This window comes from Streptomyces sp. TN58 (genome assembly GCF_001941845.1).
In the GTDB taxonomy this organism is placed as follows: domain Bacteria; phylum Actinomycetota; class Actinomycetes; order Streptomycetales; family Streptomycetaceae; genus Streptomyces.
Window position 1 is genome coordinate 2,051,896 of record NZ_CP018870.1, and the last position, 15,106, is coordinate 2,067,001.

A 15,106-nucleotide genomic window follows, 5' to 3' on the forward strand; every position below is an offset into this window, starting at 1 on the left:
CGCGCGGGGTGGGGTCACGCGTCGTCGAGGCCCGCCTCTATGGCGTAGCGGACGAGCTCCACCCGGTTGTGCAACTGCAGCTTGCCCAGGGTGTTCTGGACGTGGTTCTGCACGGTGCGGTGCGAGATGACGAGCCGCTCCGCGATCTGCTTGTACGACAGCCCCTTGGCCACCAGGCGCAGCACCTCGGTCTCCCGGTCGGTGAGCTGAGGCGCCTTCGGCTCGTCGGAGGCGGTCGGCGCCGGGTCGGTGGCCAGCCGCCGGTACTCGCCGAGGACCAGCCCGGCCAGGCCCGGGGTGAAGACGGGGTCCCCGACCGCGGTGCGGCGGACGGCGTCGATCAGCTCCTCGGCGCCCGCGGACTTGAGCAGGTAGCCGGTCGCGCCGGACTTCACCGCCTCCAGGACGTCGGCGTGCTCACCGCTGGCCGACAGGACCAGGACCCGTAGCGCCGGGTTGGCGCCGACGAGCTCCTTGCAGACCTGTACGCCGGGCATGCCGGGGAGGTTGAGGTCGAGGACCAGGACGTCGGGGGTGACGGCGCGGGCCCGGCGTACCGCCTCGGGGCCGTCGCCGGCGGTGGCCACCACGTCGAGGCCGGCGGCGGCCAGGTCGCGGGCGACCGCGTCGCGCCACATGGGGTGGTCGTCGACGACCATCACCCTCGGCTCGCGCTGCTCCTGCGACTGCTGCGGGATGTTCACGTCGGTGTGCTCGCTCACTTCTTGTCCGTCCTGCCCCTGGGTACCTTCAGTTCCACTTCGGTGCCCTGCCCGGGGACGGACACCAGATCGGCGCTGCCGCCGAGGTCGCGCAGACGGCCCCGGATGGACAGGGCGACGCCCATCCGGCCCTCGCCCTCGGCCTGGTCGAGGCGGCCGGCCGGGATGCCGGGGCCGTCGTCGCGGACGGTCACGATCACCTCGTCGCCCCAGTCCTCCACCAGGATCCAGGCCCGGGCGCCTTCCCCGGCGTGCTTGCGCACGTTGTCGAGGGCCGCGCCGACGGCGGCGGCCAGTTCCTTCGCGGCGGGCACGGGCAGCGGTACGGGGGTGCCCGGCTCGGCGAAGCTCACCCGGGACCCGGCGTGCGGGGCGAGGAGCGAGCGCAGGTCCAGCTCGCCGTCGTCCGTGCCGGGCTCGTCGTCCTCGTACGTGTCCACCAGCGCGCCCCGCGACTCGTCGCGGCAGACCCGGGAGGGCTGCACCAGGCCGCTGGAGACCAGCGTGCGCAGCGCCACCTCCTGCTCCCCGGCCATCCTGCCCAGTTCCTCGGCCTCGCCGCCCAGTTCGGCGCCGCGGCGCTGGACCATGGCCAGGACCTGGAGGACGCCGTCGTGGATGTCGCGGGCGAGGCGCTCGCGTTCGCGGGTGGCGGCCTCGATCTCCAGGGCGCGGGCGAGGGTGTTCTCACTGGCGCGGGCGACCTCGACGACGTAGCCGATGGCGACGGAGGCGACCCAGACGAGCAGGACGTTGTGCAGGGTGTCGCGGGTGGGCTGGCCGCCGTGGATGACGATGTTGGCCATGGCCACGAAGGTGGAGGCGAAGCAGGCCCAGCGCCAGCCGCCCTTGATGGCGAAGCCGAGGACGGCGCCGGCCGTCCAGATGGTGGGGAGGGTGGGGCCGCCGGAGGCGATCCGCTCCTGGGTGTCGACGATCGGCGTGAGCAGGACACCGGCGATGGCCACGGCCAGGTCGGCGACGAGGAAGCCCTTGGTGCAGCTGGCGGCGTTGGAGACCTTGCGGAAGGTGGCGAGGGTCCACACGGCGAGGACGGTGAGGTAGCCGGCCGCGGGCCAGGGGTGCGGGAACAGCTTGTACGCCGAGGCGAACAGGAGTACCGCGTAGACCATGGTCAGCAGCCGGTACGCGGTCAGGGCGCGCCAGAGCGGCTGCTCGACCGACATGCGTACGACGCGTTCGCGTTTCGCCATCTCCCCCACCCGCCTGACGGCCGGTACCGCCCGCCGCTACTCGCTCTTGCCGCCGTTGTCGCCCTTGTCGTTCCTGGCCGCCTTGGCCGCTTTCTCGGCGTCCTTGGCGGCCTTCTCGGCGTCGGCGATCTGGCGCTTGGCCGCCGTCGCGTAGATGTCGACGTACTCCTGGCCGGAGAGCTTCATGATCTCGTACATGACCTCGTCGGTCACCGAGCGGAGGATGAAGCGGTCGTTGTCCATGCCGTGGTAGCGGCTGAAGTCCAGCGGCTTGCCGATCCGGATGCCCGGGCGCATGAGCTTGGGGATGACCTTGCCGGGCGGCTGGATCTTCTCCGTGTTGATCATCGCGACGGGGATCACGGGGGCTCCGGTGGCCAGCGCCACGCGCGCCAGGCCGCCCGGCTTGCCGCGGTAGAGGCGGCCGTCGGGTGAACGCGTGCCCTCGGGGTAGATACCGAACAGCTCACCGCGTTCGATGACCTCGATGCCGCTCCTGATGGCGGCCTCGCCGGCGCCGCGGGCGCCGGAGCGGTCCACCGGGAGCTGCCCGACGCCCTTGAAGAAGGCGGCGGTCAGCCTGCCCTTGACGCCCGGGGAGGTGAAGTACTCCGCCTTCGCGATGAAGGTGACCTTGCGGTCCAGCACGGCCGGGAGGAAGAGGGAGTCGGAAAAGGACAGGTGGTTGCTCGCGAGGATCGCCGGCCCCTCGGCGGGAACGTTCTCGATGCCCTCCACCCACGGCCTGAAGGCGAGCTTCAGAGAACCGCCGAGGGAGAACTTCATTGCGCCGTAGATCAACTCGAAAGCCTTCCTGTGTCTGTCGAACAGACCTTATCCCGTGGCCCCGCCGGTAGGAGCCCGACGACCCTGGCCGGTGCCACCCCCGTCGCGTACGGTGAAGTCACACAGAGCAACGCACCCGCCCGACGCACGTCATGATCAAGGAGACCCCTGGTGCCCGTCCTCCCTGGAGCCGAGCCGTTCCGCCACGAGGGCGGAGAGGTCGGCGTCCTCCTCTGCCACGGCTTCACCGGTTCCCCGCAGTCCCTGCGTCCCTGGGCCGAGTACCTCGCGGAGCGGGGCCTGACGGTGTCGCTGCCGCTGCTGCCCGGGCACGGGACGCGCTGGCAGGACATGCAGCTCACGGGCTGGCAGGACTGGTACGCCGAAGTGGACCGCGCCCTGCGGGAGCTGCTGGACCGGTGCGAGCAGGTCTTCGTCTTCGGACTGTCGATGGGCGGCGCTCTGACCCTGCGGCTGGCGGCCAAGCACGGCGACGCCATCAGCGGCATCGTCCTGGTCAACCCGGCGAACAAGGTGCACGACCCGCTGGCCTTCGCCCTTCCGGTGGCGCAGCACTTCGTCCGGTCGACGCCGGGCATCGTCAGCGACATCGCCAGGCCGGGCTCGGTGGAGGTCGGCTACGACCGGGTCCCGACGCGGGCCGCGCACTCGCTGCGCCGGTTCCTGCGGCTGGTGGACGCCGAGCTGCCGCAGGTGACGCAGCCGCTCCTGCTCCTGCACAGCCCGCAGGACCACGTGGTGCCGCCCGTCGACTCGGCGCGGGTGCTGGCCCGGGTCTCGTCGACGGACGTCACGGAGACCCTGCTGGAACAGAGCTACCACGTCGCGACGTTGGACCATGACGCGGAGCGGATCTTCGCGGACAGTTTTGCGTTCGTCGGCCGACTGGCGGAGAGCGTGGGCAGGGAGGGGGCGGAGGCCGGTGGCTGAGCACGAGGAGCAGTCGGGCGGTATCCCGCCGCTGGACGAGGAAGCGGCGTGGGCCGCGATCGTGGCCGGGTACGGGCAGGAGCCGCCGGACCCGCCGGGGTCCCGGCCGTTCCGGCCGATCGAGAACCTCGCGCTGCCGGAGGAGGACGTCAAGCCGCTGCCCGCGGAGCCGGGCGCGGCCCCCGAGCCGGAGCCCAAGCCGGAGCCGCCGGCCGCGCCGGCGCCGCCGCTGGGCAGCTCGGTGGTCTTCGCTCCGGGCGTGGGCATGGCGGGCCCCCGGGACCACTCGCTGGCGGAGCCCGACGACGAGGACCCGGCTGCGGCGGACGAAGGCCATTTCGTCCAGCCCGAGCCGGAGCTCCCGCCGGCGGACACCACGGCGAAGTTCGCGTGGCTCGCGGTGGTCGGCGGCCCGGTGCTCCTGCTGCTGGCGGTGCTGCTCCAGTGGGACATGACCTGGTGGCTGACGACGCTGGGCATCGGCGGCTTCCTGGGCGGCTTCGCGACGCTGGTCGCCCGCATGCAGCACGGCGACGACGAGGACGACGACCCGGGCCGCGGCGCGGTCGTCTGACAACGACCCCGGCGGGGCACCTCAGCCCCGCCGGGCACTTCTCAGCCCCGCGGGCACTTCTCAGCCCCGCCGGCGTTCGAGGCGCGGGGCCTGAGGCGGAGCCCCCGCTCTTCCGCCCCGCCGGGCACTTCTCAGCCCCGCCGGCGTTTGAGGCGCGGGGGTGCGGGGGCAGCGCCCCCGCCGCGGCGCCGCACCCGGACACCGCCCGCCGGGGCTACCCCGCAGCCGGCAGCCGCAGCACCGCCAGCACCGGCAGGTGGTCCGTCGCCGACCGCAGGTCACCGTCGGACACCCCCGCCAGCCCCGCAGGGACCCCGCAGGCCAGCACCTCCACCCCCGCCGTGGCGAACACCGCGTCGATCCGCCGGTCCGGCGCCACCGCCGGGAAGGTCCCCTCCCCGCCCCAGGGGGCGACCGCCCGGCAGTCCTGGAGCACGGCGGCGAGCCTCCCGAAGGCGGGGCCGTCCGGGCCCTCGTTCACATCCGCCGCGACGATCCCGTACGGGGTGTCCAGCGCGCTCAGCCCGTCGAGGACGAGGCCCGCCTGGGCCCGCCGCTGCTCCCGGTCCAGCGACAGGTGCGCCGAGACCACGCCCACCCGCACACCTCCGATGCGGACGACCGCGGTGGCCAGGCCCCGCCGGTGCAGCCCGGGCGTGTGCGGCAGCAGCACGTCCCGCGTCCGCTCCGCGAAGACCCGTAGCGAGCACAGCAGGAGCGGTCCGGTGGCCGTCGCGCCTCCGCCCAGCACCACCAGGTCGCACTTCCGGGCCAGCCGCGCCGCGTGCTTGCGCCACCGGAAGAACCGGGGCGCCTCCTGTACGAGGACCAGGTCCGGCTCGCAGGCCCGGATGACCCGGACCAGCGCCTCCTCGTCGTCGCGCAGCGAGCGGACGTTGTAGCCGAGGACGCGGATCACGGCAGAACCGTCGGGCTCCGTACGGGACTTCGGCAGCGGGGGCGGCAACTGGTCCATGTCCATGCACCGCAAGATACGCAGCCGCCCGCCGCTCCCCCAAGGGGCGCGACGGGCGGTACGGGTGGCGGGGTCAGCCCTGGCGGGCCAGGTCGGCCGCGCCGACGAGTCCGGCCTTGCCGCCGAGCTGGGCGGCGAGCACCTGTGCGTGGGGGCGCCAGGCGCCGCCCACGAGCCAGCGCTTGAAGGACTTGCGGATCGGGTCGAGGACGAGGTCGCCCTCGTCGGAGACTCCGCCGCCGACGATGAACGCCGACGGGTCGAAGAGGGAGGCGAGGTCGGCGAGGCCGGCGCCGGCCCAGCGGGCCAGCTCGCGGAAGGCGTCCACGGCCACCAGGTCGCCCTGTCGGGCGGCCTCGCTGATGTGCTTGCCCTCGATGCCGTCGGGGGTGCCGTCGCCGAGCGCGAGGAGGATCGTCGCGTTCTCGGGGGTGGCGTTGGCGCGCTGCTTGGCGTATCGGACGAGGGCGCGTCCGGAGGCGTACTGCTCCCAGCAGCCCTGGCTGCCGCAGCCGCACAGCAGGCCGTCCGGGACGACCCGGATGTGGCCGAACTCGGCGGCGACACCGAAGCGTCCGCGGCGCAGCTTGTTGCCGATGATGATGCCGCCGCCCAGGCCGGTGCCGAGGGTGATGCAGATGACGTCCTCGTGGCCCTGGCCGGCGCCGAAGCGGTATTCGCCCCAGGCGGCGCAGTTCGCGTCGTTCTCGACGACGACGGGCAGGCCGATGCGCTGCTCGACCTTGTCCTTGAGCGGCTCGTGGCGCCAGTTGATGTTCGGCGCGAAGAGTACGGTCGCGCGCTTGTCGTCCACGTATCCGGCGGCGCCGATGCCGACGGCCTCGATGGTGTGGTTGCTGCTGACCTCTGAGACGGCGGCGCAGATGGCCTCCGTCACTCCGTCCGCGGTCGGCGGCGTGGGCACCTTGTACGTCTCAAGGATCGTGCCCTCTTCGTCGACCACGCCGGCCGCGATCTTCGTGCCGCCGATGTCGACGCCGATGGTGAGTCCCATTAGTCCCTCGGTTTCCGGTCAAACCCCGCCACGGCCAAAGGTACCCGAGGGCGCCCGGGGTTCAGTCGAGATCGATCCGCTCGGCGGGGCCGTCGTCGGGGCCGTCCCTGCGCGGGTCGCGGTCGTCGGGGGCCTGGCGGGGTGCCCGGGGCTCGCCCCGGGTCCAGCGGCCCTCGTGGCCTTCGACGGCGGAGCGGTAGGCGGCGAGCAGTTCGGAGCCGGCTGCCGCGAGGTGGTCGAAGACCTCGGGGTTGCGTTCGACGACGGGCTTCGCCGCGGTTTTCGCCTGGTCGAAGATCTGGCGCACGGCGCCCTGTGCGGCGGCTCCGAACAGCGGGTTGTTCAGTCCGGATACCTTGTCGGCGACGGCCTCGAAGAGCTTGAACAGCTCCTCGGCCGCGGTTCCGGTGGCTCCGGTGCCGGTCCGGTCCTGTCCGCGCAGGCGCTCCTTCTCGGCGGCGAGGTCCTCGGCACAGGCCTTGGCCCAGGCGTCGTCGTCGGTGGGGCGGTCGGTGGCCTCGCTCATGGCGGACTCTCCTGCGGCGGCTGCTGGGCGTGCGTGCTGTCTACCTTCGACGGTACCCGAACGGGGGTACCGGGTTCAGCGCGTACGGGGCCACAGGCCGGGGTCCGGGGTGAAGCGGATGCGGAGCTCGCCTTCGGTGAGGGCGGCTCCGGAGACGGTGCAGCGGCGCAGCGCCGAGGGGAGGGTGACGATTCTGCGGTGGGGGCCGGCGGTGAGCAGCAGCTCGTCGCCGCGGCGGACGAGGTCGAGGTCGCGTTTGTGCGCGCCGGGCAGCGGAACCACCCAGACGAGGACCCCGTCGTCGGCGAGCCGGTCCTCGACGGTCCAGGCGCGGCGGGGTGCGGGGCGGTCCGGGAGGAGTGCGGCGGTGGCGCCGAGCCGGTCGAGGTCGTCCTGGCCCTGGGGGTCGGGGCCGAGGTGGGCGAGGGTGGTCACGGGTCCCTCGCCGGCCCATTCGGCGGCGTACTTCTCCTGCTGGGCGGCGAGCCCGGCGAGCCACGGGTCGGCGGAGCCGGGCGGGACCGTCCGGTTGGCGACGACGTCGTGGACGGGCAGCTGGTGGAGGGCGAGGCCGAGCCGTCCGAGGCGCAGGGCGTCGTCGGCGGCGGGTCCGGGCTCGGCGACGAGGCGTACCGCGGTGGTGTCGGCCTCGATGACGGCCTGGACGGCGGCGAGCTCCTGATCCCAGCGGGCTGCGGCCTCGTAGAGCCACTGGGCGGGCATGGGTACGCCGGCCAGCTGGGCCAGTACGGGGCGCAGGGCGCGGGCGGCCTGCTTCTCGGCGGGGAGCAGGCGGGCGAGGTAGCGGCGCAGCTGGGCGGGGAGGGCGAGGGTGGCGACGGCCTGGTGGATCGGGGGCAGGTCGGCGACGACGAGGTCGGCGGCGGGTGCGGTGGCGGCCCGTCGCAGGGCGCGGAGGAGGGCGAACTGTTCGGCTCCGGGCAGTTCGGTGAGTTCCTCGGCGGCGAGGGGGCGGGCGCCGACCATGGAGAGGAGGGCTGATCCGCGTTCCTGGAGGGTGACGAGTTCGTCGCGGAACTCCTGGCCGGAGTCGACGCGGGCGGTGCTCAGGCCGGGCGGGAGGGGATCGCCGAGCAGTGCGGCGAGCGGGTCGCCCGCGTCTCCGGTGAGCAGCAGCACCTGTCGGCCCCGGCGGGCGGCGGCGAGGGCGGTGGCGGCCGCCACGGTGGTCCGGCCGGCCCCGCCGGGGCCGGTGACGAGCAGGGTGTGCATGTGCGGGTGCTCCGGATCGGGGGGGGCGCGGCCGTGCGGGCGGGGTGTCGGGGCCCCGCGGGGTGCCGCGCCCGGCGGGGCGCGGCGTTCCCCGTGGTCAGACGGACTCGACGCGCTTCTTCAGGCCCGCGAGTGCGCGGTCGATGATGACCTTCTCGGCCTTGCGCTTGATCATGCCGAGCATGGGGATCTTGACGTCGACGGTCAGCTGGTAGGTGACCTCGGTGTGCGCGCCGCCGTCCACCGGGGTGAGCCGGTAGGAGCCGTCGAGCTGGCGCAGCATCTGGGACTTGTCCAGGGTCCAGCTGACCTCGTCGGTGCCCTTCCAGGTGTAGGCGAGGGTGTGGTCGTCCTTGATCGCGCCCGCGTCGAGCAGCAGCCGGACCTTCTCGGCCCGGCCGTCGGCGTTGGTGGCGAGGACTTCGGCCTCCTTCACCTCGCCGGTCCACTCGGGGTAGCGGGCGAAGTCGGCGATCACGGCCATCACGGCGCCGGGCGTGGCGTTGATCGTGATGCTTGAGCTGGTGTGTTCCGCCATCGCGGTCGCTCCTCCGGAGATTGTTCGAGGATGTGTACGGCCTCCGGCCGCCGCGTGAAGGCTACCGCGCGTGCGGGCGCCGCCACTCCAGAGGCTCCCCGGGTCCGGGGCGGGCGGTGCGGGAGCGGCTGGTTCTCACCACTCCATCGCCCAGGGGCGGCCGGTGGAGGCGAAGTGGCCGACGTTCACGCACTCGGTGGCGCCGATGCGCATCCGGCGGGTGAGGGGCTGGTGGACGTGGCCGAAGAGGGCGTAGCGGGGGCGGGTGCGGCGGATGGCGGCGAGCAGGGCCTCGCTGCCGCGTTCGAAGCGGCGGGCGACGGTGTCGTAGCAGAGCTCGGGGACTTCCGGCGGGATGTGCGAGCACAGGACGTCGACCTCGCCGAGGGCCTCGACCTTGGCGGCGTATTCCTCCACGTCCACTTCGTAGGGGGTGCGCATGGGGGAGGGCAGGCCGCCGCCGACGAAGCCGAAGACGCGGCCGGCGATCTCGACGCGTTGTCCGTCGAGGACGGTGAGGCCGTGGCGGTCGGCGTACTCGGGCCACAGGGTGGGGATGTCGACGTTGCCGTAGGTGGCGTAGGTGGGGCGGGGGAAGGCGGCGAACATCTGGGCGTACTGGCGGCGCACGGCGTCCTCGATGACCTGCTCGCGGTCGAGTCCGGCCCACAGCCGCCGGCCGAGGGCGTGGGCCTCGTCGAAGCGGCGCTGGGTGCGCAGCTCGACGATGAGGTCGGCGTTCTCGACGCCGAACAGGTCGGGGAAGATCCCGCGCGAGTGGTCGGCGTAGTCGAGGAAGAGGACGAGGTCGCCGAGGCAGATCAGGGCGTCGGCGCCGTCGCCGGCGCGCGCCAAGGCCTCGGTGTTGCCGTGCACGTCGCTGACGACGTGGACCCGTGTGCGGCTCGATCCGCTCGTGCCGTTCTTCCCGCCCCGCGTGCTGCCAGCCATGCGGACAACCCTAGGGGGGCTGGTGAGGGCTCGGTAGTGGCCTTGTGAAAGCGGGGCCTACCTGCGGTTACTTCCGCGTCCCCGAGGGGGTCGACTACTGTCGGCGCGTCGGGGTCGGACCGTGTGAGTGCAGAATGTGACGCACGGAACATCTGGCCGGTTCCCTCTATCGGGAACCCACTACCGGTGGGTAACGTCCGGTCGGTCCACATGGTGGCGATGGCGCCCAGAGGAGCAGCAGTCTTGCGCGAGTTCAGCCTTCCGGCCCTGTACGAGGTCCCGTCGGACGGGAACCTGACGGATCTCATCCGCCGCAACGCCGCCCAGCACCCAGACACCGCCGTCATGAGCCGCAAGGCCGACGGCCGGTGGCAGGACGTGACGGCGACCGAGTTCCTGGCCGAGGTGCGCGCCACGGCCAAGGGCCTGATCGCCGCCGGCGTGCGCCCCGGTGACCGGGTCGCCCTGATCTCCCGCACCCGCTACGAGTGGGTGCTGATCGACTTCGCGATCTGGAGCGCGGGCGGTGTCACCGTCCCCGTGTACGAAACCAGCTCCCCCGAGCAGATCCAGTGGATCCTCGGCGACTCCGGTGCCGTCGCCGCCGTCGTGGAGAGCCCCGGGCACTCCAAGGCCGTGGCCTCGCTGCGCGAGAGCCTGCCGGAGCTGCGCGACGTGTGGGAGATCGAGCAGGGCGCGCTGGACACGCTGAAGGCCGCGGGCGCGGCGGTCACCGACGCCGAGGTCGACGAGCGCAGCAGCCTGGCGAACGCCGACGACCCGGCCACCATCGTCTACACCTCGGGCACCACCGGCCGCCCCAAGGGCTGTGTGCTGAGCCACCGCAACTTCTTCGCGGAGTGCGGCAACGCGGTGGAGCGCCTGAGCCCGCTGTTCCGGACCGGCGAGTGCTCGGTGCTGCTGTTCCTGCCGGCCGCGCACGTGTTCGGGCGCCTGGTGGAGGTTGCGGCCGTGCTGGCGCCGATCCGCCTGGGCTGCGTACCGGACATCAAGAACCTCACCGAGGAGCTGCAGTCCTTCCGCCCCACGCTGATCCTCGGCGTCCCCCGGGTCTTCGAGAAGGTCTACAACTCGGCGCGCGCCAAGGCGCAGGCCGAGGGCAAGGGGAAGATCTTCGACGCGGCGGCGGACACGGCCATCGCCTACAGCCGTGCGCTGGACACGCCGCGCGGCCCGTCGTTCGGCCTGAAGCTCAAGCACAAGCTCTTCTCGAAGCTGGTCTACAGCAAGCTGCACGCGGTGCTCGGCGGGCGCGGCGAGTACGCGATCTCCGGTGGCGCGCCGCTGGGCGAGCGGCTGGGCCACTTCTTCCGCGGCATCGGTTTCACGGTCCTGGAGGGTTACGGCCTGACGGAGTCCTGTGCGGCGACCACCTTCAACCCGTGGGACAAGCAGAAGATCGGTACGGTCGGCCAGCCCATGCCGGGCTCCGTGGTGCGCATCGCGGACGACGGCGAGGTGCTGCTGCACGGCGAGCAGATCTTCACGGGCTACTGGAAGAACGAGGCCGCGACGGCCGAGGCGTTGACCGACGGCTGGTTCCACACCGGCGACGTCGGCACCCTCGACGAGGACGGCTACCTCACGATCACCGGCCGCAAGAAGGAGCTCATCGTCACGGCGGGCGGCAAGAACGTGGCCCCCGCGGTGATCGAGGACCGGATCCGGGCGCACGCGCTGGTCGCGGAGTGCATGGTGGTCGGCGACGCGAGGCCGTTCGTGGCCGCGCTGGTCACCATCGACGAGGAGTTCCTGGGCCGCTGGGCCGCGGAGAACGGCAAGCCGGCCGGGGTCACGGCGGCGGAGCTGCGTGAGGACGCCGACCTCGTCGCCGCCGTCCAGAAGGCGATCGACGACGGCAACGCGGCGGTGTCCAAGGCGGAATCGGTGCGCAAGTTCCGCATTCTGCCCTCCCAGTTCACGGAGGAGTCGGGGCACATCACGCCGTCACTGAAGCTGAAGCGCAACGTGGTGGCGAAGGACTACGCCGACGAGATCGAGGCGCTCTACCGCGGCTGATCCCGCCGCCGGCGTTGCACGCGTCCTCGCCGGTCCCCGCTGTCAGCGGGGGCCGGCGAGGACGCGTTCCGCGTTCCGCCCGGCGGGCGAGCGGGCGCCGCGGCCTCGTACGGCCCCGGCTACAGCAGTTCGCGCAGGCGTTCCGCCAGCAGGTCCCAGCGCCACTTCTCCTCGACCCAGGCGCGCCCGCGCTCGCCCATCCGGGCCCGCAGGCCGGGGTCCCGCAGCAGGGCCGTGATCCGGTCGGCCGCCTCCTCGGGCGCACCGCCCCGTACGACCCAGCCCGTCTCACCGTCCAGCACCGCGTCCGGCGCCCCGCCGGAGTCGCCCGCGACGACGGGCAGGCCCGTCGCCGAGGCCTCCAGGTAGACGATGCCGAGCCCCTCCACGTCGAGGCCGCCCCGCCGGGTCCGGCAGGGCATGGCGAAGACGTCGCCCGCGCCGTAGTGCGCGGGGAGCTCCGACCACGGGACCGCGCCCGTGAAGACCACCGAGCGGGCCACCCCCGTGGACGCCGCCAGCGCGCGCAGGTCGTCCTCGTAGGGGCCGCCGCCGACGATCAGCAGCACGGCGTCGGGCACGGCGGCCAGGATCCTCGGCATGGCCTCGATCAGCGTGTCCTGGCCCTTGCGCGGGACCAGCCGCGACACGCACACCACCACGGGCCGGTCCGTCAGGCCGAGCCGGGCCCGGACATCGTCGCCGCCGGACGCCGGGTGGAAGGTCTTCTCGTCGACTCCCGGGGGGAGTTGCACCATCCGCGCGGCCGCCCGGTCCGTGACCGCCGAGGCGATCCGGGAGCGGGTGTACTCCCCCAGGTACGTCAGCGTGTCCGTGCCCTCGCCGATCCGCCGCAGCAGCTGCCGCGCGGCCGGCAGCTGGGCCCAGCCCGCCTCGTGTCCGTGCGTGGTCGCCACGATCCGCCGGGCGCCCGCCCTGCGCAGCGCCGGGCCCATCAGCCCGAGCGGGGCGGCGGCGCCGAACCACACGGACTCGCAGCCGTGTTCGCGCAGCAGGCCGACGGCCCGCCGGGTGACGCGCGGGGTCGGCAGCAGCATCGTCGTACGGTCGCGGACCACCTGGAAGGGCTGCTCCGCGTCGAAGGCGGCGGTGGCCTCGCGGCCCTCCGCGCCGTGCTTCCACGTGGAGGCGTAGACGACGACCCGGTCGGGATCCAGCCGCAGCGCCATGTTGTGGAGGAAGGCCTGGATGCCGCCCGGCCGGGGCGGGAAGTCGTTGGTCACGATCAGGGTCTTGTGCATCGCCTGCCGACAGTACCCGCTCAGCGCAGCTCCTCGCGCAGGGAGTCCCGCCAGGCCTCGGTGAGCCCGGCCCGGTCCACTCCGAGGGTTTCGCGCAGTGCCGTCTCCAGGGGCTCGCGGCCCGCCCGTGCGTAGAGGTCCACCAGCGCCTTCTCGCCCCACTTCGCCGCGATCAGCCGGCACGCCAGCCATGCCCCCTCGTACGCGCGCGCGGCCGCCTCGGGGTCGCCGCCGAAGGCGAAGTCCTCCGTACCGGGCAGCTGCCCCGGCAGCGCGCCGTCCCGCACCGCCCGGGCGAGCGCCGGGGCGGCCTGCGCGGGGCTGGTGGACGCGCCCCGGTACGCCGCCCAGTCCGCGAAGCCCTCGGAGAGCCACAGCGGGGTGGCGGCGGCGGTCGCCGTGCGGGTGGCCACATGCGTGACCTCGTGGGCCAGGATGATCCGCCGGCCTTCCGCGCCGAGGCCCGCGTACCCCTCCGGATTGACCACGACCCGGTCGGCGGGGGCCGGGCCGTCGCCCACCCGGCCGGTGGTGACGGCGCCGAGGGCCCGGTAGGCGTCGGCGGGCCGGCCCAGCAGCCGCGCCATCGCGTCGAGGGAGCCGGGGACCAGGACGACGACCCGTCCCGCCCAGGGGCCGGGCCAGGCGGCGGTCGCGGCCGGTACCGCCCGGTCGGCCTCGGCGGCGATCTCCTCCAGCGTCGCCGTGCTCTGTCCGGCCCCGCCGAGGACCAGGGAGTGCGTGCCTGCGGCCACCGAGACCGCTCCCTGGTCCCACAGCTGCGGCAGGGCGCCCGGTGCGGGCCGGTCGGCGCTCACCCGCCAGGTCCCGCCCTGCCGGACCGCCTCGATCTCGCGGGCGGACTCCTCGGGGGCGGTGTCGTAGCCGGCCAGCCGGTAGCGCAGCCGGGCCCTTACGAGGGCCCGCTCGCCGTCGCGCCGGACCGAGGCGACCTCGTAGACCCGGTCGGCGAACGGGATCCCGGCGAGTGCGTCGGGCGTCTGGCGCGACCAGTCGGCGACGGCCCGGCGGACGTCCCGCTCGGCGGTGTCGGCGCCGCCGGCCGGCCCCGGACCGCATCCGGCGAGCAGCGCGCACAGCAGGACCGGCAGGACCGGCAGCAGCGGCCGGATGCGCGGCGGACGGCGGAGGCGGGGCATCCGCCGATCGTACGCAGCGCGCCGGGGGCGGCGCGGACTGCGGGGGTCAGGGGCGGGGGGTCAGGGGCGGGTGACCGCCGAGACCGGCATCATCCCGACCGGGTCGTAGCGCACCCGGGCGCCGGGGTAGGGGGCGTGGACGACCTGGCCGTTGCCGACGTACATGCCGACGTGGCTGGCGTCGGAGCGGTACGTCACCAGGTCGCCCGGGCGGGCCTGCGAGAGCGGCACCTGGCGGCCCGCGTGCCGCTGGGCCTGCGAGGTGCGCGGCAGCGACACTCCCGCCTGCCGGTAGGACCAGACCATCAGACCGGAGCAGTCGAAGCCGGAGGGGCCCGTGGAGCCCCACACGTACGGACGGCCGACGGCGGCGCGGGCCGCCATCACGGCGGCCGCGGCGCGGCCCGAGGGGGCGCCGCCGGCGTCCAGGGGGCCGAGGTCGGGCATTGCCTCGTGGCGCCCGCCGGAGCGCGAGGAGCGCTCGAAGTCGGCCCGTTCCTGGGACGGCATGGAGTTGAGCAGCCGCCTGGCCGCCGCGAGCTTCTCGGTGACGGACCGCTTGTGGCGGGCGACGTCGGAGCGCAGGGCGTCGAGCTCGGCGAGTTTGCGGGAGGCCTCCGCCCGCACCTGGCCGAGCCGGCGCTGCTCCTGGCGCAGTTCGTGGAGGTGGCGGGCCTGACGCTCGGTCAGCCGGTCGAGGGCCGCGGCCTGGGCCAGGTAGGCGTCGGGGTCCTCGGCGAGCATCAGTCCGACGGCGGGGTCGATGCCGCCGCTGCGGTACTGGGCTCCGGCGAAGGTGCCGAGGATGCCGCGCATGGTGTTGATGCGCTCCTGGCCGCGGGCCACCGCGTCCTGGGCCCGGTTGACCTCGGTGCGGAGCCTGGCGGCCTTCTCCCCGGCCTCGTTGAAGTGCTCGGTGGCCTGCTCGGCCTCTTCGAAGAGCCGGTCGACCTGGGCGCTGACACCGGATCTCGCGCCGCCGCCGGGCTCGTACGGGAGGCCCGGGGCCGCGTTGGCGGGTACGCCCGCCATGGCGACCGCGGCGGTCGCCGCGGCGGCGGTGAGGACGGTGGCCTTCGCGCTCCGGTCGAGGCCGCCGAGCCCGGACCGACGATGTGACGCCACGTGCACCGCTCCCTTCCGCTGAGCGGGGCCCGG

15 protein-coding genes are annotated in these 15,106 nt (G+C 73.9%); 3 read left to right on the plus strand and 12 right to left on the minus strand.

The window, feature by feature from the left end; genetic code table 11:
* Positions 1–14: 14 nt before the first annotated feature.
* Genes BSL84_RS09320 through BSL84_RS09330 form a run of 3 tightly spaced genes read right to left on the minus strand, consistent with a single transcriptional unit; the run spans position 15 to position 2,722 of the window.
* Complete coding sequence (locus BSL84_RS09320) at positions 15–659, minus strand: response regulator (protein WP_045323321.1); 645 nt, start codon at positions 657–659, stop codon at positions 15–17.
* Between the two features lie 59 nt (positions 660–718).
* Positions 719–1,936, minus strand: a complete 1,218-nt coding sequence (gene macS / locus BSL84_RS09325) for a MacS family sensor histidine kinase (RefSeq protein ID WP_030036858.1) — start codon at positions 1,934–1,936, stop codon at positions 719–721.
* A 36-nt stretch (positions 1,937–1,972) separates the two neighbouring features.
* The gene (locus tag BSL84_RS09330) at positions 1,973–2,722 is read right to left on the minus strand and encodes a lysophospholipid acyltransferase family protein (protein ID WP_030036856.1); all 750 of its coding nucleotides are present in this window, start codon (positions 2,720–2,722) and stop codon (positions 1,973–1,975) included.
* A gap of 171 nt (positions 2,723–2,893) precedes the next feature.
* Here BSL84_RS09330 and BSL84_RS09335 point away from each other — a divergent pair, with 171 nt between their 5' ends.
* Together BSL84_RS09335 and BSL84_RS09340 are read left to right on the plus strand one after the other, a co-directional pair.
* Positions 2,894–3,673 (plus strand): alpha/beta hydrolase, encoded by a 780-nt coding sequence (locus BSL84_RS09335; RefSeq protein ID WP_045323318.1) that lies wholly within the window; start codon positions 2,894–2,896, stop codon positions 3,671–3,673.
* Complete coding sequence (locus tag BSL84_RS09340; protein ID WP_030036852.1) at positions 3,666–4,247, plus strand: hypothetical protein; 582 nt, start codon at positions 3,666–3,668, stop codon at positions 4,245–4,247. Before BSL84_RS09335 ends, BSL84_RS09340 begins: the two co-directional genes overlap by 8 nt.
* 214 nt (positions 4,248–4,461) lie before the next feature.
* Here BSL84_RS09340 and BSL84_RS09345 read toward each other — a convergent pair whose 3' ends face one another.
* The 6 genes from BSL84_RS09345 to BSL84_RS09370 all read right to left on the minus strand — a co-directional run bounded on the left by BSL84_RS09345 (position 4,462) and on the right by BSL84_RS09370 (position 9,486).
* Positions 4,462–5,223, minus strand: coding sequence for an endonuclease/exonuclease/phosphatase family protein (locus tag BSL84_RS09345; protein ID WP_075972024.1), 762 nt, complete (start codon positions 5,221–5,223; stop codon positions 4,462–4,464).
* A gap of 73 nt (positions 5,224–5,296) precedes the next feature.
* On the minus strand, positions 5,297–6,238 hold the full coding sequence (locus BSL84_RS09350) for an ROK family glucokinase (protein ID WP_030028980.1): 942 nt from the start codon (positions 6,236–6,238) through the stop codon (positions 5,297–5,299).
* A 61-nt stretch (positions 6,239–6,299) separates the two neighbouring features.
* Complete coding sequence (locus tag BSL84_RS09355; RefSeq protein WP_030028981.1) at positions 6,300–6,764, minus strand: DUF5304 domain-containing protein; 465 nt, start codon at positions 6,762–6,764, stop codon at positions 6,300–6,302.
* 75 nt (positions 6,765–6,839) lie between these two features.
* A complete protein-coding gene (locus tag BSL84_RS09360; RefSeq protein ID WP_075970154.1) occupies positions 6,840–7,997 on the minus strand; it encodes an ArsA-related P-loop ATPase in 1,158 nt (385 codons plus the stop codon).
* Positions 7,998–8,094: 97 nt separating this feature from the next.
* Positions 8,095–8,535, minus strand: a complete 441-nt coding sequence (locus BSL84_RS09365) for an SRPBCC family protein (protein ID WP_075970155.1) — start codon at positions 8,533–8,535, stop codon at positions 8,095–8,097.
* A 135-nt stretch (positions 8,536–8,670) separates the two neighbouring features.
* Positions 8,671–9,486, minus strand: coding sequence for a metallophosphoesterase family protein (locus BSL84_RS09370; RefSeq protein WP_030029670.1), 816 nt, complete (start codon positions 9,484–9,486; stop codon positions 8,671–8,673).
* 243 nt (positions 9,487–9,729) lie between these two features.
* On the opposite strand from BSL84_RS09370, the gene BSL84_RS09375 reads away from it, so the two are divergent.
* Positions 9,730–11,526, plus strand: a complete 1,797-nt coding sequence (locus BSL84_RS09375; RefSeq protein ID WP_030029669.1) for an AMP-dependent synthetase/ligase — start codon at positions 9,730–9,732, stop codon at positions 11,524–11,526.
* A gap of 119 nt (positions 11,527–11,645) precedes the next feature.
* Here the strand turns inward: BSL84_RS09375 and BSL84_RS09380 are convergent, their stop codons facing one another.
* From BSL84_RS09380 to BSL84_RS09390, 3 genes are read right to left on the minus strand one after another with little or no spacing between them, the layout of a single operon-like run.
* Entirely contained in the window at positions 11,646–12,788 is a 1,143-nt protein-coding gene (locus BSL84_RS09380) for a glycosyltransferase family 4 protein (RefSeq protein ID WP_030029668.1), read from the minus strand.
* Between the two features lie 20 nt (positions 12,789–12,808).
* Positions 12,809–13,948 (minus strand): hypothetical protein, encoded by a 1,140-nt coding sequence (locus tag BSL84_RS35365; protein WP_075970156.1) that lies wholly within the window; start codon positions 13,946–13,948, stop codon positions 12,809–12,811.
* Between the two features lie 60 nt (positions 13,949–14,008).
* The gene (locus BSL84_RS09390; RefSeq protein WP_075972025.1) at positions 14,009–15,073 is read right to left on the minus strand and encodes an NlpC/P60 family protein; all 1,065 of its coding nucleotides are present in this window, start codon (positions 15,071–15,073) and stop codon (positions 14,009–14,011) included.
* Positions 15,074–15,106: the final 33 nt, after the last annotated feature.

Bases quoted from the DNA above. Each gene is read 5' to 3' on its own strand.
- macS (WP_030036858.1), bottom strand. From the start codon at position 1,936: ATGGCGAAACGCGAACGCGTCGTACGCATGTCGGTCGAGCAGCCGCTC.
- BSL84_RS09330 (WP_030036856.1), bottom strand. From the start codon at position 2,722: ATGAAGTTCTCCCTCGGCGGTTCTCTGAAGCTCGCCTTCAGGCCGTGG.
- BSL84_RS09380 (WP_030029668.1), bottom strand. From the start codon at position 12,788: ATGCACAAGACCCTGATCGTGACCAACGACTTCCCGCCCCGGCCGGGC.
- BSL84_RS09370 (WP_030029670.1), bottom strand. From the start codon at position 9,486: ATGGCTGGCAGCACGCGGGGCGGGAAGAACGGCACGAGCGGATCGAGC.
- BSL84_RS09320 (WP_045323321.1), bottom strand. From the start codon at position 659: ATGGTCGTCGACGACCACCCCATGTGGCGCGACGCGGTCGCCCGCGAC.
- BSL84_RS09345 (WP_075972024.1), bottom strand. From the start codon at position 5,223: ATGGACCAGTTGCCGCCCCCGCTGCCGAAGTCCCGTACGGAGCCCGAC.
- BSL84_RS09355 (WP_030028981.1), bottom strand. From the start codon at position 6,764: ATGAGCGAGGCCACCGACCGCCCCACCGACGACGACGCCTGGGCCAAG.
- BSL84_RS09360 (WP_075970154.1), bottom strand. From the start codon at position 7,997: ATGCACACCCTGCTCGTCACCGGCCCCGGCGGGGCCGGCCGGACCACC.
- BSL84_RS09350 (WP_030028980.1), bottom strand. From the start codon at position 6,238: ATGGGACTCACCATCGGCGTCGACATCGGCGGCACGAAGATCGCGGCC.
- BSL84_RS35365 (WP_075970156.1), bottom strand. From the start codon at position 13,948: ATGCCCCGCCTCCGCCGTCCGCCGCGCATCCGGCCGCTGCTGCCGGTC.
- BSL84_RS09365 (WP_075970155.1), bottom strand. From the start codon at position 8,535: ATGGCGGAACACACCAGCTCAAGCATCACGATCAACGCCACGCCCGGC.